Origin of the sequence: Brevibacillus sp. DP1.3A, assembly GCF_013284245.2 — a bacterium.
GTDB lineage: Bacteria > Bacillota > Bacilli > Brevibacillales > Brevibacillaceae > Brevibacillus.
Genome location: NZ_CP085876.1, coordinates 1,777,966 through 1,801,018 on the forward strand (window position 1 = coordinate 1,777,966; position 23,053 = coordinate 1,801,018).

A 23,053-nucleotide genomic window follows, 5' to 3' on the forward strand; every position below is an offset into this window, starting at 1 on the left:
ATGAAAGCAGTAGTATTTGATTGGGCAGGAACGATGGTAGATTACGGATGTTTCGCTCCTTTAGCTGTCTTTTTGCAGGTGTTCAAAAACCGGGGGATTGAGCTGACAGCAGCAGAAGCGCGCGAACCGATGGGGATGCTCAAGCGCGATCATATCCAGGCACTTTGCAAAATGGAGCGGGTAGCAGCGCTTTGGCAAGAGCGTTACGGTCGACTTCCGAATGAAGCGGATGTGGACGAATTGTACGCTGACTTTGAACCGATGCTGATGGCGACGCTGCACGAGTACGCCACTCCTGTTCCGGGAGCAATTGAATTGGTAGGACGACTGCGCGAGCAAGGAATCAAAATCGGCTCGACCACAGGCTACACGAGAGAAATGATGAACGTCGTAGCGGCCTCAGCTAAACAACAGGGCTACGAGCCAGACGCACTGGTCACCCCGAGTGAAGTGCCTGCTGGACGTCCATATCCATGGATGTGCTATCAAAATGCGATCCTGCTGGATGTATATCCCATGAACGAGATGGTCAAAGTCGGTGATACGACAAGCGATATGAAAGAAGGAAGAAACGCCGGGATGTGGACCGTTGGTGTCCTGAAGGGTGGAAGCGAGCTCGGCTTGTCCTTGGAGGAAGTGATGAGTATGCCACAGGAAGAGCTGGATAAAAGGTTGGCTATCGCAACAGAACGACTGATGGCGGCGGGTGCGCACTACGTGATCGAGGAGATCGGATGCTTGGATGAGGTGCTAAAAAACATCGAGATGCGTCATGCAGGAGGAGAGAGACCATGAATCAGACACGACCAACCGACAATTCGTACTTGTTGCTCACCCCCGGACCATTAACCACTTCATCAACCGTACGCGAGGCAATGCTGCGGGACTGGTGCACCTGGGATCGGGATTACAATGAACTGGTACAGGAAATCCGCCAAAAGCTCGTCCGATTGGCAACCTCGCAGGTAGAGGAGTATACGAGCGTTTTGGTGCAAGGCAGCGGGACCTTTTGTGTGGAAGCGGTGGTGAGCAGTGCGATTCCCGCAGACGGCAAGCTGCTCGTCCTGACGAATGGCGCATATGGGGATCGGATCGTGGAAATGGCACAAGTCCATGGAATCGCGACGGAGGTAATTGATTTTGGCGAAGTGACAAAAGCCGATGTAGAGGCAGTGGAGCAGAAACTAGCAGCGGATGCAACGATCACGCATGTGGCTGTCGTGCATTCAGAAACGACTACCGGCATGCTCAATCCCATCAAAGAAATCGGTGAAGTCGCCAAGAAGTACGGAAAAGTCTATATCGTAGATGCGATGAGCAGCTTCGGTGGCATTCCGATGGATGCAGCAGAGCTCTCGATCGACTTCCTGATCTCAAGCGCAAACAAATGCATCCAAGGTGTGCCTGGCTTTGGTTTTGTCATTGCCAAAACTTCTGCGCTCATCAAATGCAAAGGGATTGCCCGTACGTTGTCCCTCGATTTGTACAGCCAGTGGAAGACGATGGAGGAGCAAAACGGAAAGTGGCGCTATACTTCTCCGACTCATGTCGTGCGAGCTTTTTATCAAGCACTGATAGAGCTTGAGGCAGAAGGGGGAGTTGAAAAACGCTACGAGCGTTACCAGCGAAATCAGCAGCTACTCGCAGAAGGCATGGAGCGCATTGGTTTTCGCATCCTGTTGCCAAAAGAATCGCAATCGCCCTTCATCACTTCCTTTTATTATCCCGAAAGCGAAGCATTCACCTTTGCACAGCTGTATGAGCGGTTAAAGCAGGCAGGCTTCGTCATTTATCCGGGCAAAATCTCGCAAGCGGACACGTTTCGGATTGGCAATATCGGAGAGGTTTACCCAGAGGATATCGAGAGATTAATCGCTGCTATGGAAAACAATCGTTTCTGGCTGGAGTAAATAAAGGGAGGCTATCGTGATGAAAGTGTTTTGCTTGGGTGGAGCGGGAAATATTTGTCGAGAAGCTGTGCTCGATCTCGTGATGCATTCGGATTTTGAGCAGATCACGATCGGCGATTTTAATGAAGAAGAAGGTCGCAAGGTAGTCGAGTGGCTGAACGATCCACGCGTAGATTTTGTTCCGGTAAATGTACGCGATCATGCGGATACGGTCCAAAAAATGCGCGGTTACGACATCGTCATGGACGGAACCACGATCACGCTGAACGGCCTGTCTACTGCTGCGATTGCGGAGGCTGGCTGCCATGGCATCAATTTGAACGGTTTTGGGGAAGAAAACGCATCGGATGCGATCTTTCGCGACCATGGGAAGACTTGTCTGCCAGGCTTTGGCATGACGCCTGGACTGACCCAAATGATGGCGATGCATGCAGCGAACCAGCTCGATGAAGTCGACGAAGTCCGCGTCAGCCACGGTTCCTTTCGCCCGATTGCCTTTTCCAAATCGATCACAGAGACGACGACCTATGAGTATGATCCAGATTTGCCAGGGCGCGTCGTCTATGAAAATGGCGCATTCATTCAAGTCCCGCCATTTGCTCGCCCACGCGAAATAAAGCTTCCCGAGCCGTATGGAAAAACCATTCAGTACATCATTCCTCATGCAGAGACAAAAACGCTCGCACAGGCTTTGTCTCCAAAAGGGGTAAAGCTGATCGAGGTGCGGGGAACATGGCCGAAGCAAAACATGGAGCTGGTCAAAGCCCTCTATGATTATGGCTTTTTACGGAACGATCCCATCACGGTAGGCGAAACAAAGGTAGGAATCCTTGATTGTATCTCCCAATACCTCTACAATTCTAGGGAGGGAAAAGAGACGGAATTATACGGGTATTCTCTTCATGTCGAGGTGACAGGTACCAAGGACGGTTGCAAAGTAGGACACATCCTGTACCATACACATCCGGCATCTGACGGCTCTGTAGCTGACTGGGCTGGGCTGCGCGCCTATACCCGCAACGTAGGAATCCCGCTGGCGATTGCGACTGAGCAGATCGCAAAAGGAAACGTAAAAGCTATTGGCGTCATAACTCCAGAAGAAGCATTTGATCCGGCTGTGATTTTTCACGAGCTGGCAAAACGTCAGATTTACATCCATGGAGAGAAGATCGAAATGACGTAAAGTACGATATAGGGGGACATTCGTCGTGTCGTTGTTCGGGGAAGAGCGTAAGCAAATCATTTTGCAGTTGATCAATTCCAATGGCAAGGTGCGGACCAATGAACTGGTCGAAAAGCTGCAAGTCTCGTCTGAGTCGATCCGCAGGTATTTGGAAGAGCTGGAAGCGGAGAAAAAGCTGAAGCGGGTTTATGGCGGAGCCGTAAAGCTGACAGTGGAGCGCTCTGAGCCTTCTCATTTTGCCCGTGAAGTCTTGCGAGCGGAAGAAAAGAAACGGATTGGACGGTTGGCTGCAGACTTGGTGCAAGACAGCGATACCATTGTCATCGATGAAGGGACAACGCCTTTGAAAATGATCAGCTTTCTCGTGACGAAAAAAGATTTGACGATCCTCACTAGCTCGATCACAGCGCTGAATCGATTAATCGAGTACCAAAACAATGGAATGCTTGCGGCAGACATCTATTTCCTAGGTGGAAAGGTGAGCGCCAAGCATCATCGGGTAAGCGGGACCTATGCAGAGAAGATGATGAAACAATTTTATGTGGACAAGGCGTTTATCGCGGCAGACGGCATCTTGCTCCATAAAGGCTTGACCTGCTATGAGCCGGATCGAACGGAACTCGCCCGTTGTTTCATCGAAAATGCCAATGAAAGTATTGTGCTAGCGGACCACTCCAAGATCGGGGTAAGCACATTGTGCAAGATCGCAGACTTGGGAGAGGTCGACATCGTGATCAGCGATACGGCAGCACCAGCAGAATGGAATAAAGGACTCCAAGCAAAAAATGTAGCATGGATGGTAGCAGAGGAGTAGTAGTAAGCAGGCCAGCGATTCCCCACGACAGGGAAGCTGGCCTGTTGGCTTTAGGAAGAATGGCGCAGCAAAAGTGGCAGCATATGCAGCAATCTCTCTCTGGTAAGGGCAGCGCCATAATTCCATTTTTGCGCTTCTACAACATAGACATAGCCGTTCTGAACGGCAGGCAGACTGTGCCACCTATCACTTTGCATGAATGCGATGGTAGCCTGACGCGATTCGGGGTCTTCGGACAGCAGTATAAAGATCCGATCGCCTGCGTACAGGGGGATGTCCTCCTCTCGAATTTCAATAAAGCCGTAGCCAGCTTGCAATACTTCTTGAATTTTATCCACAGGAGAAAAACCGTTTGGATGGTAGAGGGCGGAGGAAAGTCCTGAAGTGCCCATTACAAACAGTCGCCCGCCTTGCCCATGGATAAAGACAGATGCAGTCTCACCCGGCACAAGCTCGGAACAGAGCTGATTCCACATAGCGGTAGCATTCGTGTGGTATTTCCTGAGCCATTCTCGCGCCTCGTTCTTTTTCCCCAGCCAGTCTCCCAGTGTATGCAACCGTTCCTCCAGCGAAGCAAATGAATTAAACGTGAGTGTTGGGGCAATCTGGCTCATCTGCTTGTATTTGTCTTCTTCTGCGTTTGCGAAAATGATCAGATCTGGCTTCAATGTCGTCAAATGATCATAGTCAACAGGAAAGGAGATATCGTGCATGTGTCTCACCCTGTCTCGATAGATCGTTCGTTCCATCCAGGTAAAATTCCCGCCGACGATATTTTCAACATGGAGCGCGAGCAAATCATTAAACGTCTCCCCAATATAAATGATGCGTTGTGGCTGAAGAGGGATCTCTACCTCATGCCCTGTCCAGTCCTGCACGAGCTCCATGCGGTGAGTCAGCCTGGAATATTGCCTTGGCGTGTAACCGGTCGTCTTTCGAAACCGACGATTGAAGTAATACTCATCCGTGAAGCCGACCTGCGAGGCGATGTCCCGCAATGAATCGTTCGAGCTTTTCAGGAGCTTTTTCGCATGATGAATACGCAGTGCGGTCAAATACTCCAAAGGCTTTTTACCCGTCAACTGGCGAAAGAGCAGCGTGTACTGCCACGACGGCACATTGGCCAGTTGTGCCAACTGCTTGACCGTCATGTTCTCTTGATAATTTTGTTGGATATAAGCAATGCTGTTCTCGACCTCTTTGCTCTTGCTAGGGATATGGTCAGGAGAGAGATTTTGCTCCAGCAAAAATCCGAGCAGCTTCTGGAACCGCAATTGCTGCCAAAAGCTGTCCATTTCAGAAGAAGTTGAACGGCCCAAGAGCAAAGCCTCACATAAGCGCAAGAGCCGGGCAGAAGGGTGAGCCGACAGCTCGATACGGCCATCAAGCAGTGCGTGTGGGTACGGTAGTGGTCTATTGTCTGCATCGAACTGAATGACGGTAAACGAGATTTGGTAGCAATCAATCGCGCTGTCGTACAAGGATTCGATAGCAAAAGGGGTAGACGGTAAAAGTAAAAAACACTTTCCTGCCAAAGGTGAAGTCGTTTGGTCGTCAATACGGAGGCTGCCGTAACCTTTTGTGAAGAAGAGCAGGGTATGGAAGGGAGTGGGTGAAGGACTAGCCGTCCGCTCTACTTTACACAACTGAAAATGAAGGGAACCGAGCGGGGGATGAGGTGGTATAGAGTGAAGCATCGGTTGTGCCCTCCTTTTTATGAGAATCATTATCATTCGTTCTATCCATCGTATACAAAAGAAAGAAGCTTTTCAATCATTGTTGAAAAGCTTCTCCTATTTCATTACTTCGCCAGGATTTCAGGAATCCTTTGCAGGAGCCATTCTCTTGTTGTCGCATCACTGCTAGATTTTTCGATGTCGATAAAGTAGACATATCCGTTTTTAACAGCAGGGAGGTCCTTCCAGATGCGTGATTTTAGCAGCTCCTGCGTTGATTTCTCCGCTTCCTCGCTCGCAGTATTCAGTATAAAGATACGATCTCCCGCTATTTCGGGCAAACGTTCCACAGAGATGAGTTCAAATCCTTTTTGTGCATCGAGTATTTCCTGAATGGGCGCAGTCGGCTTGAATCCATTTGTATCGTAGAGGACTTGGGAAAGCCCTGTTCTTGCCATGACAAACAGCCGATCACCCGGATAATAGGTAAAGACAGAGACGGTTTCTCCTTCTTTCATGATGCCAGACTCCTTCAGCTTCTTCCACATCTCTTCCGATTTGCGCTTGTAATCGGCAAGCCATTTGGTGGCTGCTTCGGGTTTTCCAATCATATCTCCGAGCTGGGTCATCCGCTCTTCCAACGGCGCGAATGTATCAAAAATGACGGTAGGGGCGATTTTGGATAGCTGTTCATATTCTTTTTCTTCGGTATTTGCATGGATGATCAGGTCGGGCTGTAATTCCAGGACCTTTTCGAGATTAATGGGAAAACCGACATTCTCGACATCGTGCAGCTGGTCCTCAAAGATTTGGTTGGCGTACCCGAATCCCCCAATCGGCTTCACGCCCAACGCGAGCATATCGCCAAAGGTCTCACCGGAATAGATGATTCGTGCAGGGGAGACCGGGATGTTGCCTGCATGCCCGAGATAATCAGTATATGGACGCGTCTGGTTTTTCTGACTAGCCGCGCTGCTCGTTGTGCTCGTTGCTTCTTGTCCAAGCGTGGAAGCGGTAGTTGCTTGCGAAGCGGATGGACTGCATCCGATGAGCAAGCTGCTAGTCAGTATGAAGATTCCTAGTGTTCCGCTTATGTTGCGCATGTGTTTCATTTCTATTTTCCTCCAGTAGTCGTTTGAATCTGCTTGCTTTCAATGATAATCATTATCAGATATCGCTTAACAGCTCAATGGACAAACGTCATATAGCCATCATTGATTTTGTACAAAGGGAAGGATTTCACACGGACAGTTGTGGAGTTTGGACAAAAAATAATGGAGAAAATGCATTGTCAGATGGCGAGGAAACACATATGATCAGGATGCAAATAGTGAGAATGAGTATCAATTCGATAATCATCAACAGATGCGAGAGAGGGTAGAAAGATGGTAAGAACGGTTCGAAATGCAGGATTGGCATGGATGGCATTATTATTGATCATGATGCTCGTGTTAACTGCGTGTGCAGAAAAAGCAGCGGAGCCAACATCCACTGAGCAGAAAGCATCGACAGAGAACACCGCTGCAAAAACCAAAGTGGTTAAAGACGCCTATGGCGATGTAGAAATTCCGGTAAATCCAAAGCGAGTAGCGGCGATTTATCAGGAGGACTTCTTGACAGCACTGGGTGTAACCCCGGTTGTCCAGTGGTATCACCCGGCGTGGGGCAAACAGGATTACCTCGGGCTGGACGTGCCGCTTTTTGATATTACGGGAAGTATTGAAGCGTTACTTGCAGCCAATCCGGATATCATCATTGTGGATGGCTACGCTGATCCTAAGAAATACGAGGAATTCAGCAAGGTAGCTCCTACGTACAAGCTGCCGGATGAACTCCGTAACGACACGATTGGAAGACTCAAGAAAATCGCCGAGGTGCTAGGCGTTCCAGAAAAAGCAGACGAAGCGATCCAAAAGTATAATGAGAAAATTGCGGATACCAAGGCAAAGCTTGAAAAGGCGATTGGCAACGAAACGGTGGCCGTCATTCGTTTGAACGTGGGAAATAAGCCGAATTTGGCCCTCTTCGGAGATGGCAATGTTTACACAGGCATGCTCTATAAGGAGTTGGGCCTTACGCCATATTCCGCTGCCAAAAATCAAGAAACACACGTGGTATTATCAGAAGAAGCCATCCCGGCTATCGATGCAGACCATATCATTGTGTTCCCGTCGAACGGCACGTGGACTTCCGAAGAAAACAAGGATGCGCTCAAGATTTTGGAGAGCCCGATCTGGAAATCTGTTCCTGCTGTGAAAAAAGGTCATGTCTACCCAATGGAGCGGACACATTGGCAATCCGGTGCCATGCTGGCCAATATGAAGAAGGCAGACGACTTGGTCAAAGCGTTTGTAAAGTAATCGAATTCAGTAGAGAAAGCGCGTCATTTCGGTTGATGCGCTTTCTTTTTTATTTGTGGAGCTTGTCGGCGGGATGTTTACTCATTATAATATTAAATGATAATCATTCTCACGAGAAGGGTGAGGGAGATGAATAACGAAGCATCCGGGGCCAAGCTATCTCCACCATCATTTTTCGCAATGACGGCCATTCAAAAAGTAAATGTGGAAAGATGGCAGGACTATCAAGAGCCGGAAGACTACACGATGATTGTAGCAACAGACGGAGAAGGGCTCATTGAAATCGAATCATCGACATATCGGTTTACGCGGGAGCGTTGCTGGATTGCATCACCGCGTCAGAACGTTCGGATCAGTTGCACGAGTCACGTTCTCGACTATTATTATCTGACTTTTCGTGTCGTCCACACGGGAGCTCCGACGAAGGAACAAGCTTCTGAGGATTTTTTCTGTATGGGTGAGTTGACCTGCACGCCTTTTTCACGTGTCGTTGAATCGATTGCGGAGATTTACAAGCATCGCGATGCCACGGAGGCGCTGCAACGATTTTATAATCACGTGCGGTTTGAGGAATTGCTATGCGTTTTGGCCCAGCAAAATGTGCCAGGCAAAACTAGTTTGGACCCGAGGAGAGCTGTTGAGCGTTCAATTGCGTATGTAGAGGAGCATTACCAGGAGCCGCTGACCGTAGAGCAGTTGGCAGAGGAAGCGCATGTTGCACGTTGGCGATATACACAGCTCTTCAAAGAAATGACGGGACAACTACCACTTGATTACATCCATCATCTGCGGATGAATCAGGCGAAGCAGCTACTGCTCATGACAGGTGATCGGATCCACGAGATTGCCCAAAATGTCGGATTCAACAGCGAGTATTATTTCAATCGTCGTTTTAAGCAGAGTGTAGGGCTCGCGCCAGGTAAATATCGCAACATTCATCGGGATGATTTACGAGTCGTCTCTCTTTATATGGAGGATTATTTGCTAGCCCTCGGCATTCGACCCGTCGTTCAATGGGCGCATACATATTGGGGGCAGCAGGACTATTTGGACCTTCATGATGTACCGGCGTACGATGTGCTGACAGATGACGTGCAGCTCTTGTCCAGTCGTGCACCAGATGTCATTATGCTTCGGGAGTGTACAGGCTGGAAGGCGGATGTGTATGCCAAATGTGCCCGGATCGCCCTTACATGCGTGATTCGGCAGTACGGACCTGAGTGGCGAAAAACATTGCGTACCCTCGGTGATCGGTTGGGTCGAAGTGAATTGGCAGAGCGGTCAATCGAGCAGTATGAACAGAAAGTAAGGGCTGCCAAAAATGTAATGGGACGTAGTCTCAAAGGGCAGAAGGTAGCCTTCTTACGCATATCGGCCGATCAAATCCTCGTGGAGAAAAACTACACATCGCAGGTGTTGTTTCAAGATTTGGAAATGGAGCCGGCTCCGCTGGTAAAAAAACAATTTGCCAAGCAGGTGAGAGAAGGGGTATCGTGGGAAGAGTTGTCAACACTGGATGCCGATCACATTTTTTTCGCCTTTGACAAATGGCATCAGGGAAAAGCGGGTGCTGAACAGCTACAGCTCGACCATCCCGTGTGGCATGCGCTTCCTGCTGTCCAAAATAAGAGGGCTTATCAGGTGGATTTCATGACCTGGATGAATCACGGTGTGATCGCCAACGGCAAAAAGGTCGACGATGTCTTGCGGGTGTTAGCGTAAATATACAAAGATAAGTGCGCGTTTGTCCATTGACACTATTTTCATACATCGCCTAAAATTCTATTATGATAATAAGAATCAATATCATCAAAAACAACTCAGCTCCATACTAACGAAAAAAAGGTGGCACGTATGAGTCAACACGCACATTCCCTAAAAGAGGGGAATAACGGAAAGCCGGTTGCGTTTCGCTCTCGCCCTTGGGCAGCGACGCTAATTTTGACCGGCGGAGTTTTCGCATTAATACTGGGGATGTTTTTATCTGTGTCATTTGGAGCAGCGGACATCCACTTTGCTGTCGTATGGGAAGCTATTTTTCAATTTAATCCTGATATTACGCAACACCAAATTATTCAGGAGATTCGTTTGCCGCGCCTGCTCGGTGGTGCAATGGTCGGGGCCAGTCTAGCTGTTGCAGGTGCTATCATGCAAGGGATGACACGCAACCCGCTGGCAGATTCCGGATTGCTTGGTTTGAATGCAGGTGCCGGATTTGTTTTGGCTCTCTGCTTCGCTTTTTTCCCGGGTCTGCCGTTCATGTACCTGATTCTCTACAGCTTTTTAGGCGCTGGCATCGGGGCAGGTATGGTTTACGGGATTGGTTCCTTGGCAAAAGGTGGCTTGACTCCCGTGCGTCTCGTTTTGGCGGGTGCCGCATTGACCGCACTATTGTCTGCGTTAAGCGAAGGGATTGCCCTTTACTTTAAAATTGGACAAGATTTGGCCTTCTGGTATGCAGGCGGTGTGGCGGGAACCAAATGGTTTCAGCTCGAAGTCATGTTTCCGTGGATTCTCGCTGCCCTTATTGGTGCCATGATGCTGTCGCGTTCCATCACGATGCTCAGTCTTGGAGAAGATGTTGCAAAAGGATTGGGGCAGCGCACGGCGTTAGTGAAACTGGCAGGCATGATCATCGTTCTGATTTTGGCTGGATCAGCGGTTGCCGTTGTTGGGGCAGTAGGCTTTGTTGGATTGATCATTCCGCATATGACCCGCTTTTTGGTTGGGGTTGATTACCGATGGATCATTCCTTGCTCAGCCATTTTGGGCAGCTTGCTCGTCGTTTTCGCCGATTTGGCCGCAAGAATGGTAAATCCGCCGTATGAGACGCCGTTAGGGGCACTTATTGCGCTAATCGGTGTACCGTTCTTCCTTTACTTGGCGCGTAAAGAAAGAAGGGAGATGTAATCATGCAGCATATTGTTTCCCTTTACCAAACCCGCAAGAGAAATAGAGCCTTTGCGGTTATGACGATACTCGCTATCCTCATTTTCATCGCGTTTATCATCAGTATGAACACAGGCTACATACGGTTGTCACCAAGCGATCTGCTGATGACGCTGATCGGTTCTGGAACAGACAAACAAAGCTTGATCTTGTTTGAATTCCGCTTGCCGCGGATTGTTATCTCCCTCCTGATTGGGGTAGGACTTGCGGTATCCGGGTGTATTATTCAAGGGATTTCCCGCAATGCATTGGCCGAACCCGGTATTTTAGGGATCAACGCTGGTGCTGGCTTGATGGTGATGCTGTTCATTTCGTTTTATCCATCCACGTCTGCCGCACCTGTTTTTTTGCTGCCGGTGTTGGCTTTGTTTGGAGCCAGCGTGACAGCAGCGCTGATCTTCGTATTGTCATATAAGAGACACAAGGGATTGTCTCCGACCCGTATTGTATTGACGGGGATTGCCGTGGCGGCTGGGATGAGTGCCGCGATGATCGTCTTGACGCTGAAGCTGAGTCCGGATAAGTACCAGTTTGTGGCGACTTGGCTCGCCGGTAGTATTTGGGGGACCAACTGGAAGTTCGTTCTTTCGTTGCTGCCTTGGATCGCCATTTTAATCCCTTATGTTTTTTACAAAGCACGTGTTATGAACGTGCTCAATTTGGGAGAAGAGTTGGCAAAAGGCTTGGGTGCACCTGTTGCCAAAGAGCAATTGAAGCTGCTGGCTGCCGCAGTCGGGCTTGCTGCTTCCTGCGTGGCAGTGAGTGGAGGCATCGGTTTTGTCGGGTTGATTGGTCCGCATTTGGCCCGCAGACTAGTGGGGCCAAAGCATGAGATGCTTTTGCCTACATCAGCGCTGGCGGGTGCGCTATTGGTCATCGTGGCTGATACTATCGGACGCTGGATCATGCAGCCGTCTGAGATTCCAACTGGTATCGTTGTAGCCGTTATCGGTGCTCCGTATTTCTTGTACTTGCTGGCACGTTCAAAAGCATAGTTTCGCAAATTGTGGATTTGGCGAGCGTTTTCCCGTCTAGTTACGAGGGAGACGCTCGTTTTTGTATACAGCGAAGTAGAGATCAGGCAATTTGGGAATTGAAAAGAGGGAAATGTTGGAGGACAATGGGGAGAAGAAGCAAACGCCTTGTGTTTGCTATAATAACAGCATAAGCATGTATCGGGACGAGAAGGAGTAAAGGCAAATGATCGATCGATTAGACCACTTGGTTTTGACGGTAAAAGACATCGAAGCAACCTGTCACTTTTACGAAAAAGTCCTGGGAATGAAGGCTGTAACCTTTGGCGACGGCAGGAAGGCCCTGCACTTCGGCCAGCAAAAAATCAATTTGCATCAAATCGGACAAGAATGGGAGCCAAAAGCGATGCATCCAGTCGCAGGCTCGGCTGATCTATGTCTTGTCACATCACTTCCACTGGAGCAAGTCATCCAGCATATTCATGCATGCGGCGTCCATTTGGTGGAAGGACCTGTTCCAAAAACAGGCGCCATCGGCCCGATTCGTTCGGTGTATTTGCGTGATCCGGACCATAATTTGATCGAGGTCTCCCAGTACTTACCACAGGAATCAGGGGCGTCTTCCCTTGCTCCTGCCATCAAGGAGATTTCCAAGAGATTGCAAGAACGTGAACGAGGGACGAGTGGCACATATAGTGTCTTGCTCCCGCTCGTCAAAATGGCTGACAACCAGCTAGGCATTTTATTTGAAAAAAGAGCCAGCACTATGCGGCGACAGGCGAATGAGGTTTGTTTTCCGGGAGGGCGAGCTGAGAAGAGCGACGAATCCCGTTGGGCGACGGCTGCTCGGGAAACAAGCGAGGAGTTGGGTATTCCACTTGATCAGATTCATTATGTAGGCGAGCTCGATCAGGTGATTGGGCCAGGCTCCTCTATTATTACGCCCTTTATTGGATACGTGGAAGGTATTCCAGAGATGAAGCCGAATCCAGACGAGGTCGGAGAGGTCTTTATCCTTCCACTCGATCGTCTATTGGTAACACAGCCAGCGAAGTATCTTTCCTCTGTCATGACCGAGCCAGAAGAGGATTTTCCTTATCATCTGATCCCGGGTGGCAAGCGATATCCGTGGCGAAAAGGGACAGTCGAGCATTTGTTTTACGAGGTGGACGGGCGTGTCATCTGGGGGTTAACCGCTCGGGTATTGGCTCAGTTTCTTGAATGGGTTCGCAATTAGTTGAGGAGTGAAAAAACCATGTGGACAAACAATCCTATCACTTCCCGTTTACATTTGAAATGGCCGATTATTCAGGCGCCAATGGCAGGCGGAGCGACCACACCTGCGCTGGTAGCCGCTGTCTCAGAAGCAGGGGGACTCGGAACGCTCGGTGCTGCGTATATGTCTCCTGAGCAGATTCGTGAGGCGATCAAGTCCATTCGGGCGCTAACGGACAAACCATTTGGCGTGAATCTGTTTATTCCGGAAGATTTCGATACCGACCAGCCGATCGCAGAAGGCGTTGCCCAGGCAATGAATGATGTGCGAGATCGATTGGGCATCCCGCACAATCCGCAGGTGACGCAATTTACAGAGCCGTTTGCTGAGCAGATGGCTGTCGTCTTGGAGGAACAGCCCGCCGTTTTTAGCTTTACCTTTGGAGTTCTCGATCATCGCTTGATGGCAGAGTTGAAGCAGCGGGGAATCACTGTCATCGGAACAGCGACAACCGTTCGCGAAGCGATTGCATTGGAAGTGAGCGGAGTCGATATGATTGCCGCTCAAGGCAGCGAAGCAGGCGGGCACCGTGGGTCCTTTTTGCCGGATTCGCCAAGCAATATGATTGGAACAATGGCGCTCGTCCCGCAAATGGTGGATCGGGTCAAGGTTCCCGTAATCGCGGCAGGAGGGATCATGGATGGGCGGGGGATCGCAGCAGCACTCGCGCTCGGGGCACAGGCGGCACAGCTCGGAACGGCTTTTCTAACGTGCAAGGAGAGCGGAGCACATGCCCTGCACAAGAAAGCCATTCTGGAGACGCGTGAAGAGTCCATCGTGATGACACGTGCTTTCTCTGGAAAATGGGCAAGGGGCATTCAAAATGAGTTTATGACGACACTCGCCCCACATGATCCCGAGCTCCCGACCTATCCGGTACAAAATGCCCTGACCAAAGACATTCGAGCCGCAGCGGGCAAGCAGCAGCAAAGTGCGTACATGTCGATGTGGGCGGGACAGGCAGCTCCACTCAGCCAGGAAATTAGCGCGAGTGAGCTCGTTGAAAAGCTGGCAGCGGAGACGACGAGGATTTGCAGCAATCTGGGGCAGCCCCAGTAGAATAAACGCGCAAAGAAAGCCACGCTAAAGACGGAGGAAATCAAATTGAACCAGGAATACGCTCTCAAAGGGAACCTTGTCGCAGATGGACAGGAATTGCATAATGGTCTCGTAGTCGTGGAAGATGGAACGATCACCTATGCTGGCAAGGCAGATGAATATGGAAAAGCTTTGCCAGACCAGGTGGTGATAGTAGAGGATGGCTGGATTTGCCCTGGATTCGTCGATATGCACATGCATGGGATTGACGGATACGACACGATGGACGGGACACCGGAATCACTTCAGGCCATCTCAGCTGCACTTGCACGGCATGGGGTGACGTCTTTTTTGGCGACGACGATGACGGCTCCTTATGATCAATTGGAGCAGGTGCTGGTAAACATCGCGCAGAACTGCAGAGAAGGGCTTCCGGGGGCACAAGCGATCGGCATCCATCTGGAAGGTCCGTGGATCAATCCTCGTTACAAGGGAGCGCAAAAAGAAGAAAACATTGCGACACCCAAGCTTGATGCCGTGCAAAAGCTTTACGGGCTTTCAGAAGGTCTGATCAAGGTCGTAACGATTGCGCCTGAACAACCGGAAGCACTCGAAGCGATTGCATGGTTAAAAGAACGCGATGTCATCGTGTCTGCTGGACATACAGGAGCTACGTTCGCCCAAGCGACGGAAGCGGTAGAGGCGGGCGTACGCCATTTTACACATTGCTTCAATGCCATGACAGGGCTGCATCATCGAGAGCCGGGTGTAGTGGGCGCCGCGATGTATCATGAGCAGCTGAGCACCGAGCTGATCGCAGATGGCATCCATGTGCATCCAGCGGTCATGAAGATTTTGTATCGGGTCAAAACGGCAGAACGGCTCGCGCTCGTCAGCGATTCCATGCGGGCAGCCGCGATGGGCGAAGGGACGTACGACCTTGGTGGGCAAGAGGTTCACGTCCATGATAATCAGGCAAAGCTCGCGGATGGAACACTTGCTGGAAGTATCCTGACGTTGAATCGGGCGGTCGGCAATATGGTGACACTAAGCGGAGTCTCTTTGCCAGATGCAGTGGAAATGGCTTCCCTGACACCGGCAAGCATCCTTGGCTTTGGCGAGCGTAAAGGACGTCTGGCGGCAGGATATGATGCAGATATTACGGTATTGAATTCACAATTTGACGTGACCATGACGTACGTTGCGGGTAAAGAAGTCTATGACCAGTCAAAATAGCTTCTTAATAGAAAAAAGCAGTCCAAGGTCGCTCTTGGATTGCTTTTTTAGCATGAAAGAATAAAGATGTCCCCGGACGGTTGTGGTCGGGGAGAACCCCTGCCACATGTTTTCCAGTCGCCTGTATCCTCTCTTCGTTCGGGCGGTCTCCTTCCAAACATGTGACAGGGCTTTCGTACAGCTATTGACTTCTGTCTGGTTTACACCATTCATGATCGTCAACTCAGGGAGTGCGTTCATAACGTCTTTCTTCCAAGATGACCTTTCAAAATGGTGTTAACAAAAGCTGCGTAGGAAGAAGTGCATTTCCAGTCCAAGCGCCTCTGGAGCCCTACTCAGCGTAGAAATGAATGGCGGGGGTTTTCAGCTTCACTTATGGAATACCTCATCGAAACGGTCTACGTTTGAAGCGCTCCCGCCATTCATTTCGGAGCGGACAGTTTTCCCCCCTTGCGGGGCGGAGGCCGAAGCGTAGACTGGAAATGCATTTCTTCCTCCACCACAACCGCGCCTCTCGTTACAACTGCTGCTGCAAAGCCTCCGGCTGAAACCAGATCTTATGAAAGTCCAGCCACCCCGAGGAGTTGATCGACACGCCTCGCAAAGACTTGTGAAAGAACGTAAGCGTCTTTTTCTGAACCAAATACAAGACTGCGTAGTTTTCCTTGATCATGGCTTCGATCCTGGCGAGATGGTGTTCCCGAGCAAGCCGGTCTGGCTCCTGGAACGTCAAGCAAATCTCCTTGTTGATCGCCCGAGCCAATGTTTCATCAAATGCGGGGAGAAAGTAATTTCTTTGCAAATACATCTCCAGCTCGCTAATTTGATCGCTGTTAAACACATTGCCGTAAAGCTGGCAGTCATGTTCAGGCAAACAATCGCGATTCGAAAACTCCCATGGTTCTCTCACGGCGACTTCCAGATGAATGCCATAATCGCCGCATCGTTGTTGAATCCACAGCGCATCTTCTTCATGGTAGGCTGTGGTCACGAGACGCAATGTTTCTCCCTGATAGTCGCTTTCCTGTAGCAGGGACATGATCTCAGCATGGCAGGGCTGCTGGTTCTCTCTCGCTCTTACCTCCCTTAAAACAGGGTGATACGTGCGGAAGCCTTTTGCCGGGTGGAAGCGATCTCCGCCCAAATCGGCTATCATTTGATTTCGGTCAATCAGCCTATCCAGCGCTTGGCGGAACTTGATATGATTGTGCGGACCGCTCTTCCACTGGTTAAAAACAAGCAAATTACAGCAGGAAAAAAACGCCTCCGTATCGCACCAGTCCTGACCATTCTGAATGACTGCTTCCTTCAATGCTTGTGCTTTCGTCTGGACACCGTGCGACACCATCACTGATGCCCAGTTTGGTTCTTTTAGGCGCCCCATATCCAACTCGGGGAAGATCAAAATTTCCACACGATCCAACTGTGGTCTCCCAAGAAAATGAGCTGAAAATGCCTCTAGAATACAGATCCCCTCGTCAAGGCGGGTCAGCTGAAAGGGGCCGGTTCCAATTGGCTTTTCTCCAAAGCCTTTCTCATCCTGCCGAACGATTTCTTCTGGAACAATGCTTGCGGGAATCGTTGCCAATAGCCGCAGCAGCAAGTAATTCGGTTCTTTTAGCAGGATGCGCACGGTTCGCTGGTCCATAGCCTCAATCAGTTCTATGTCACGAAACATCCAGCTTGCTTCATACGTGTCTGGATGAAAACGTAGTCGATTCAAGGAAAACACGACATCATGGGCAGTCAATTCCCGTCCATGGTGAAAAAGCACGTTCTTTTTCAAATAAAAGGTCCACTGCTTGGCATCTGAACTACTTTCCCATGAGTGGGCGATGGAAGGCAAAATAGATCGACTGTTCAGATCATAATGGACGAGCGTATTGAATATCTGTCCCGCCAAATGGGCATCGAAGTGATAATAAGCGTGACCAGGGTCCAGCGTCACAATCGTGCGGTACACCGGAAAGCGGATGATATCTTGGGAACGGTTCGATACCGAGTGGCGTAAGAAGCCCATTCCTTCCGAGAGCCAGTCCATGATCTGGTCTTTGACGGCTGTTTTGCCGTAGCGATTCATGAGCTCCATTGCTTCTTTGATGTCGCCCTTGTCTATTTGCAGCTTGACCTCAGCGAGGAGGATTTCATCGGAATCAGCATGAAGTGTCATGACCGAGACATTCCCTCGCCCGCGTCCCGCCTTCCATTCGACCCAACGCAGCTCGACTAGCTTACGGACAATCAGCTTGGCGTAGCGAGGCGTACAGTGCCAAATCCCAGCTAACTTTTCGATGGTGACAGGGAACGGTTTCCCGATTTCTTCTTGATGAAAAAACGAGCGAAGCTCTAAAAAATGCAGAACGGTAACCATGCAGGCCCCCATTTCTCATATAAAAATGCATGTGCGAAAAGGTGATCAGATTCAATCAAATCGAACCCTTTTTCTCCTTTTTCTAGTTCCATATACTGAAGATAACACGAGAGATAACAAACGGGAATGGGAAAGAGAGATGGGGAGAATGAGATTTCATCCGGTGGCATGGGGTGTCATTATCGGAACCTTTTTGTCACGCACAGGCTTTTTTATGACACTTCCGTTTTTAGGCATTTATTTAGGAAAGGTAAAAGGAATTGATCCGGCGATTGTTGGCTCGATTCTCGCACTCAGTTTGCTGGTCGGAACGATTAGCAGCTTTGCTGGGGGAGCTCTGTCAGACCGATTGGGCAGATATCCAGTGATGATCACTGCGATGGGAGCTTGGAGTATCGTCTTGATCGGGTACGTTTTTGCGACGGAGACATGGATGTTCTTTGTTTTAAGTGCTTGTAACGGCCTTTTTCGAAACGTATTTGAGCCGACAGCCCGTGCCCTGCTGGCTGATGTCACGTCGGATGATCAGCGGGCAGCTGTTTTCAACGCCAGGTATTTCGCGATCAACCTAGGTGGAGCAATCGGTCCGTTAATCGGCTTGCAGCTGGGCGCAGGAAGCACATCCTTGTTGCCATTCCTCGTTACAGCCATCATTTTTGCCGTGTACGCAGTCGTGTTGGTGGTATTTATGGTCATATTCAAGGAACAGCTGAAGAAGGACGTGGCTGCTGATCCGGTCACCTTGAATCAGATGGCACGCATTGTTTTTACAGACAAAGTATTTCTTTACTTGTTGCTCGGGAATTTGTTCGTCGCTGGTGCCTACTCACATCTGGACACGACACTCTCGCAGTATATTGGGCATGATCGAGTAGAGGCGTATTCCTTTTTATTTGTGGTGAATACCATCTCGGTTTTAGCGCTTCAATATCCGCTTGCGAAGTTTATGAAGCGGTACTCATCGATGACCGCATTGAAGCTGGGCTGTCTATTGTTTGGGCTGGGGCTGTTCGGTTTCGGGCTATTTACGGATTTGTTTTGGCTCTCCGTGGCGATGGTGGTGTTTACGATCGGCGAAATCTTGTGCTTTGTCGTCGGAGATATCCTGATCGGGGAGATCGCTCCCCAGCATTTACGTGGAGCGTATTACGGAGCCAGCGGCTTTGCCTTCCTTGGACAGAGTGTTTGTGCGTGGATCGGCGGGGTGCTACTCCAGGTACTCGGCTTTGGGCAAGGGCCAATCATCTTCGCCATCCTCATGCTGTTGACTTTTATCGCGCTTCCGTTCTATCAACGCGGCCAGTACTTATGGGAGCAGCGGCAACATCAAAGAAAAAGCTGTGATAAAACTTCACAAGTAATGATTTGAATAGGGGTGCTAAAATGAATCACATTCAAAAATTCAACGCGCTACATCATACGGACGATCTTCTGTTTTTAGGGAATGCCTGGGACGTACTCTCGGCGCGATCTCTGGAGAAGAGTGGCTTTCAAGCAATAGGTACGACGAGTTGGGGAATCGCGGCATCACTTGGTTTTGCAGATGGAGAAAAGATCGATTTTGGGCTCCATCTAGCGATTATCAAAATGATCGTAGACCACGTCCACATCCCGGTTTCAGCAGATATCGAAGCAGGCTATGGTGAAGATGCAGACACCGTCGTGGAAAATGTGTTGCGAACGGCTGACTTGGGCGTTGCTGGCATCAACATTGAGGATTCTTTTAAAACGAAGCCGGGATTAAAAGAGTTAGGAGAGCAGGCAGCCCTCCTGCAAAAAATGAGAACCGCCTTGGACGCTCATGGTTTTCAGGGATTTTATATCAATGCGCGAATCGATACGTATTTTCGGAAGGATGATCCTTTCGAGGAAACGATTTTGCGAGGAAAAGCCTATGTGGAAAGCGGAGCAAGTGGCATATTTGTCCCCGGGCTATGTGCGGAAGAAGAGATGAGAAGTATTGTGCAACAAGTGCCAGCACCGCTGAATGTCTTGTCGCGGCCGCATTTGACGGACACAAATAAGCTGGCAGAGCTGGGCGTGAAACGATTCAGTATTGGTAACGATTTCTATGACCAAATAGCCGCATACGCTAGTAAAAGTGCGGAACGCCTCATAGCCGAGAAAAACAGCAGGGCGCTCTACGAAGGATAATCAATGGAGCCTGCATGAATTGAAATCATATTGCCATAATCCCCCATCTTTCGTTATCATTTTTTGAGAGGAAAGATAGGGGAGGCCATGACATGGGACAGGTAGAGCGGGAAAGAGGTCTGAAAAAAGGCACGATCCTGCAAAAAGCTTATCGGATCAAAAAGACCATTTCCACAAGTGAGCTGTCGAATGTGTATGTGGTCTACTATATGAAAAGCAAGCGGACACTCATTCTCAAAGAGTTTTTCCCTCAAGCATTGGCGATGCGAGATTTGGATCACGTGAAGGTCATTTGTCGCAGACCATCGTTACAAACCAAATTCGACATGCTGCTAGACGGCTTTTGGCAAGAGGCGTCCCTACACAAAGAACTAAATCATGAAAATATCATCGGATACATCGACCATTTTGCCGAAAATGGTACAGGGTATCTCGTCGTGGACTATTGCAAAGGGAAGACGCTGGATGCGTATGTATTAGCCCAAGCCGAGCTTGATCTGGGAGCATTTTTGCATCAGACGGTACTTCCGGTATTTGACGGATTAGACTATTTGCACAAAAAAGGCATCATTCATCGCGATATCAAGCCCAAAAACATCTTGGTCACCGAAGCTGGTCAGCCTGTGCTGATCGATTTTGGCTCCGCGATCTATTTCGTGAGTGATGAACCCAAGCCGATTGTGACGACAGAAGGATATTCACCGCTTGAGTTTTACTCGGGTCAATCCAAGCAAGGAGTCATCTCGGATATTTACAGCCTGGCTGCCACGCTGTATTACTGTCTAACCAAAGAGCGTCCCGTTGATGTGGCGGCAAGAGTGATTGAGGATCGCTTACCATCGATCCGAACGATCAACCCTGATGTTCCGCTGCTGCTCGCGAATGTCATTATGTGGGGATTGGCCGTCGACTCGAAAAAAAGATGCCCCACACTCAAGCTGTTTGCGACAGCGATTCGTGCAGAGCATCTGATTTGGAAAGGAAAGGCTCGCTTCTCTCTTAGGAAGCTTCCTCACTAGATGATTTCTTAAAGCGAATTTCGATCTCGGTCATCCGATCCTCGAAGGTCACATACACCTTGTCGTTATATTGGAGGACGAGCTTTTTATGTCGGGGCATGGTTTCCTTGCCCCGCTCAACTGTGCAGTGACTATTATTGACCAGAAGCAGCGTCTGATTTTTTCCTGGCTGGAAGTAAATCTTTTGCGCTTCGGGCAAATGCTCATTCACATCCAAACTGGTGAACAGCTCCTGCAACGTGATCCGTTGTTTTTTGCCAAAGGAGGCGAGCGGCCAAAACTTGACAGGGATGTCGTGGCCGGTTGCCGTGTGCAGGAAATACCCCTCCAGACGACCCACAAAGGCAGGCTTGGGACGTGTAAGCAGGTAAACACCGTAGCCGATCGCAGCTACGAGCAACACAATCATGCCGATGGTAATGTAGCGATCCCATACCGAGTGCACGGTAATGACGAGCGGGCCTGTGACGCTTGCTCCTTCCGCATCCGTGGCGGTAATGGTGATTTCTGATGTGCCACTTTTCTCTGGTGACAGCTTCAAAGCCGCGTCTTGAATCGTAGCGACAAATCGTTCGTCGGGATCAGTAGTGACGATGGTATAGGTCAGCTTGTCGTTATTGGCGTCCGTGAAGAACGAACCCAAATCAATAGCTTGCTCGCCGTTTTCCTTCTCGATCGTCAAGGTATTGACCGAGGCAGCAACTGGCGCGATATTCGTGATATCAAAAACGCTCGAAGCCGTCTCGCGATAAAAGTCCGGGCCGTTCATAAAGATTTTCCACTCGTACTTGCCCGTGTGAGGGAAGACGTAGTCGACCGTAAAGCTATCACCAAGATTCTTCATCGGGATCTTTTCTTCTTTTTTCCCCACAAGATCGTTTACGATCAGTTCTGCTTGCATGGATGCGTACACATCCTTGTCTTCCAGTCGTTTGCCACCCTCCAGATGGTGGAGATAGGTAGTAAACGCAGCAGGATTCCCCTTAATAACAGGTTCAGGCTTGACCTCTACACCAGCCATCAAGCTGTAATTCCCCAGTAAATTGATTTTCACCAAATCCCCGGGTTTGCCTCTAAATTTAACGAGATAGTTTCCCTTCTTCGGCTTTTCTATTTTCATCAGCGAGTATTTTTTAGATTTCATAAAATGCACATTTTGCGATTGATAGTACACTTGCGATTCCAGCAGCGGATTGTTGGACAACAGGATGATGTTCGCTTCCTGCATGCTGGAGTTAGGAATGGTCACGGTCACTTCCTGTAAGCCTCCGGTAGCTGTCATGGCTGCCACCGACACGAGCTGCGATTGAATATGCTTGGCAAAAATCTGATTGAAGATTTCAGGCAGATCATCCGTGCTTTGTGTGACAAAGGAAGTTCCGCCTGTTGCCTCTGCGATTTTTTTCAATTGATCCTTTTGGACGGAGCCATCGCTATTGAGGCCAATCGTATAGATCGGATAGCCTTGCGCTTTTGCTTTCGAGATAGCTGTCTCTGCGTCCTTGTTGGATGCTGCCACACTCCTGCCACCCGCATTTTGCCGCAAATCTGTTCCCCCGTCTGAGAGAAGGATCAAAAATGGCTTGCGAGCCGGGTCCTTTGCTTTTTCAATCATCTCTGCCCCTCTGCGCAAACCGAGCCCCAAATCCGAATACCCAGAGTAACGCAACCCTTGAATGGTTCGCTTGAGCTGTTCCCGATTTCTTGCTTCTGCCATGCTCGCTGGAGGCTGAGCCTGTACAATCCGATCATTATAAGCGACAAAGCCAATGCGGGTACGCGTGGCTTCGCTCATATCAATGAACATACTCATGACCTCAGCGGCTGTTTTGCCAGGGTCTGTTTTGTTCATGGAATTACTCGTATCAATGACAAAGACCGCGTCTACTCCCGCATCTGCTGTTCCATTTGCCCCCGCAGTAAGAGGGGCGGACAAGAAGAGCATGGGAAGGAGCAGTCCAATGACCACCAGTCGAAAAAGTGGCGGCAGAGAGAGGGTTGACTGACGATTTTTGTACATACATTCACCTTTTTTCTGAAAAAAATTTTAAAAAGTTCATGACTTACTAAAATGGGACGATTTACCTATAAAT

Annotated in this window: 18 protein-coding genes; 14 read left to right on the forward strand and 4 right to left on the reverse strand. The window is 49.5% G+C overall.

The annotated features are described in order from the left end of the window. The 4 genes from phnX to HP399_RS08305 are packed head-to-tail and all read left to right on the forward strand — an operon-like array spanning position 1 to position 3,907. Positions 1-795, forward strand: coding sequence for a phosphonoacetaldehyde hydrolase (phnX, locus tag HP399_RS08290; RefSeq protein WP_173618761.1), 795 nt, complete (start codon positions 1-3; stop codon positions 793-795). After that, complete coding sequence (gene phnW, locus HP399_RS08295; RefSeq protein ID WP_173618760.1) at positions 792-1,910, forward strand: 2-aminoethylphosphonate--pyruvate transaminase; 1,119 nt, start codon at positions 792-794, stop codon at positions 1,908-1,910. The genes phnX and phnW overlap by 4 nt, the downstream gene beginning before the upstream one ends. A gap of 19 nt (positions 1,911-1,929) precedes the next feature. Continuing rightward, positions 1,930-3,093: a saccharopine dehydrogenase family protein gene (locus HP399_RS08300; RefSeq protein WP_173618855.1), complete on the forward strand. Its 1,164-nt coding sequence runs from the start codon at positions 1,930-1,932 to the stop codon at positions 3,091-3,093. Positions 3,094-3,118: 25 nt separating this feature from the next. Further along, positions 3,119-3,907 carry a DeoR/GlpR family DNA-binding transcription regulator gene (locus HP399_RS08305; RefSeq protein WP_173618759.1) on the forward strand — a complete coding sequence of 263 codons (789 nt, stop codon included), beginning with the start codon at positions 3,119-3,121 and terminating at the stop codon, positions 3,905-3,907. A gap of 50 nt (positions 3,908-3,957) precedes the next feature. On the opposite strand, the gene HP399_RS08310 is transcribed toward HP399_RS08305, so the two are convergent. Together HP399_RS08310 and HP399_RS08315 are read right to left on the reverse strand one after the other, a co-directional pair. Continuing rightward, the gene (locus HP399_RS08310) at positions 3,958-5,604 is read right to left on the reverse strand and encodes an AraC family transcriptional regulator (protein ID WP_173618758.1); all 1,647 of its coding nucleotides are present in this window, start codon (positions 5,602-5,604) and stop codon (positions 3,958-3,960) included. Positions 5,605-5,708: 104 nt separating this feature from the next. Next, positions 5,709-6,695: an ABC transporter substrate-binding protein gene (locus HP399_RS08315; protein ID WP_173618757.1), complete on the reverse strand. Its 987-nt coding sequence runs from the start codon at positions 6,693-6,695 to the stop codon at positions 5,709-5,711. A gap of 273 nt (positions 6,696-6,968) precedes the next feature. Here HP399_RS08315 and HP399_RS08320 point away from each other — a divergent pair, with 273 nt between their 5' ends. From HP399_RS08320 to nagA, 7 genes are all read left to right on the forward strand, one after another. Further along, complete coding sequence (locus HP399_RS08320) at positions 6,969-7,943, forward strand: ABC transporter substrate-binding protein (protein WP_173618756.1); 975 nt, start codon at positions 6,969-6,971, stop codon at positions 7,941-7,943. A 129-nt stretch (positions 7,944-8,072) separates the two neighbouring features. Beyond that, a complete protein-coding gene (locus HP399_RS08325) occupies positions 8,073-9,665 on the forward strand; it encodes an AraC family transcriptional regulator (RefSeq protein ID WP_173618755.1) in 1,593 nt (530 codons plus the stop codon). Positions 9,666-9,797: 132 nt separating this feature from the next. Beyond that, positions 9,798-10,853 carry a FecCD family ABC transporter permease gene (locus HP399_RS08330; RefSeq protein WP_173618754.1) on the forward strand — a complete coding sequence of 352 codons (1,056 nt, stop codon included), beginning with the start codon at positions 9,798-9,800 and terminating at the stop codon, positions 10,851-10,853. A gap of 2 nt (positions 10,854-10,855) precedes the next feature. After that, positions 10,856-11,887, forward strand: coding sequence for a FecCD family ABC transporter permease (locus HP399_RS08335; protein WP_173618753.1), 1,032 nt, complete (start codon positions 10,856-10,858; stop codon positions 11,885-11,887). 205 nt (positions 11,888-12,092) lie between these two features. After that, the gene (locus tag HP399_RS08340) at positions 12,093-13,103 is read left to right on the forward strand and encodes a VOC family protein (RefSeq protein WP_173618752.1); all 1,011 of its coding nucleotides are present in this window, start codon (positions 12,093-12,095) and stop codon (positions 13,101-13,103) included. An 18-nt stretch (positions 13,104-13,121) separates the two neighbouring features. Then, positions 13,122-14,201, forward strand: a complete 1,080-nt coding sequence (locus tag HP399_RS08345) for an NAD(P)H-dependent flavin oxidoreductase (protein ID WP_173618751.1) — start codon at positions 13,122-13,124, stop codon at positions 14,199-14,201. Positions 14,202-14,246: 45 nt separating this feature from the next. After that, the gene (gene nagA / locus HP399_RS08350; RefSeq protein ID WP_173618750.1) at positions 14,247-15,416 is read left to right on the forward strand and encodes an N-acetylglucosamine-6-phosphate deacetylase; all 1,170 of its coding nucleotides are present in this window, start codon (positions 14,247-14,249) and stop codon (positions 15,414-15,416) included. 517 nt (positions 15,417-15,933) lie between these two features. Here nagA and HP399_RS08355 read toward each other — a convergent pair. Continuing rightward, positions 15,934-17,787, reverse strand: a complete 1,854-nt coding sequence (locus HP399_RS08355) for an SgrR family transcriptional regulator (protein WP_173618749.1) — start codon at positions 17,785-17,787, stop codon at positions 15,934-15,936. Positions 17,788-17,935: 148 nt separating this feature from the next. On the opposite strand from HP399_RS08355, the gene HP399_RS08360 reads away from it, so the two are divergent. The 3 genes from HP399_RS08360 (at position 17,936) to HP399_RS08370 (ending at position 20,960) form a co-directional block, all read left to right on the forward strand. Beyond that, positions 17,936-19,156 (forward strand): MDR family MFS transporter, encoded by a 1,221-nt coding sequence (locus HP399_RS08360; RefSeq protein WP_370642676.1) that lies wholly within the window; start codon positions 17,936-17,938, stop codon positions 19,154-19,156. A 14-nt stretch (positions 19,157-19,170) separates the two neighbouring features. Beyond that, positions 19,171-19,941, forward strand: coding sequence for an isocitrate lyase/PEP mutase family protein (locus tag HP399_RS08365; protein WP_173618748.1), 771 nt, complete (start codon positions 19,171-19,173; stop codon positions 19,939-19,941). A 92-nt stretch (positions 19,942-20,033) separates the two neighbouring features. Beyond that, positions 20,034-20,960 (forward strand): serine/threonine protein kinase, encoded by a 927-nt coding sequence (locus HP399_RS08370; protein WP_173618747.1) that lies wholly within the window; start codon positions 20,034-20,036, stop codon positions 20,958-20,960. On the opposite strand, the gene HP399_RS08375 is transcribed toward HP399_RS08370, so the two are convergent. Next, the gene (locus HP399_RS08375) at positions 20,941-22,980 is read right to left on the reverse strand and encodes a VWA domain-containing protein (RefSeq protein ID WP_173618746.1); all 2,040 of its coding nucleotides are present in this window, start codon (positions 22,978-22,980) and stop codon (positions 20,941-20,943) included. The genes HP399_RS08370 and HP399_RS08375 overlap by 20 nt on opposite strands. Positions 22,981-23,053 lie beyond the last annotated feature (73 nt).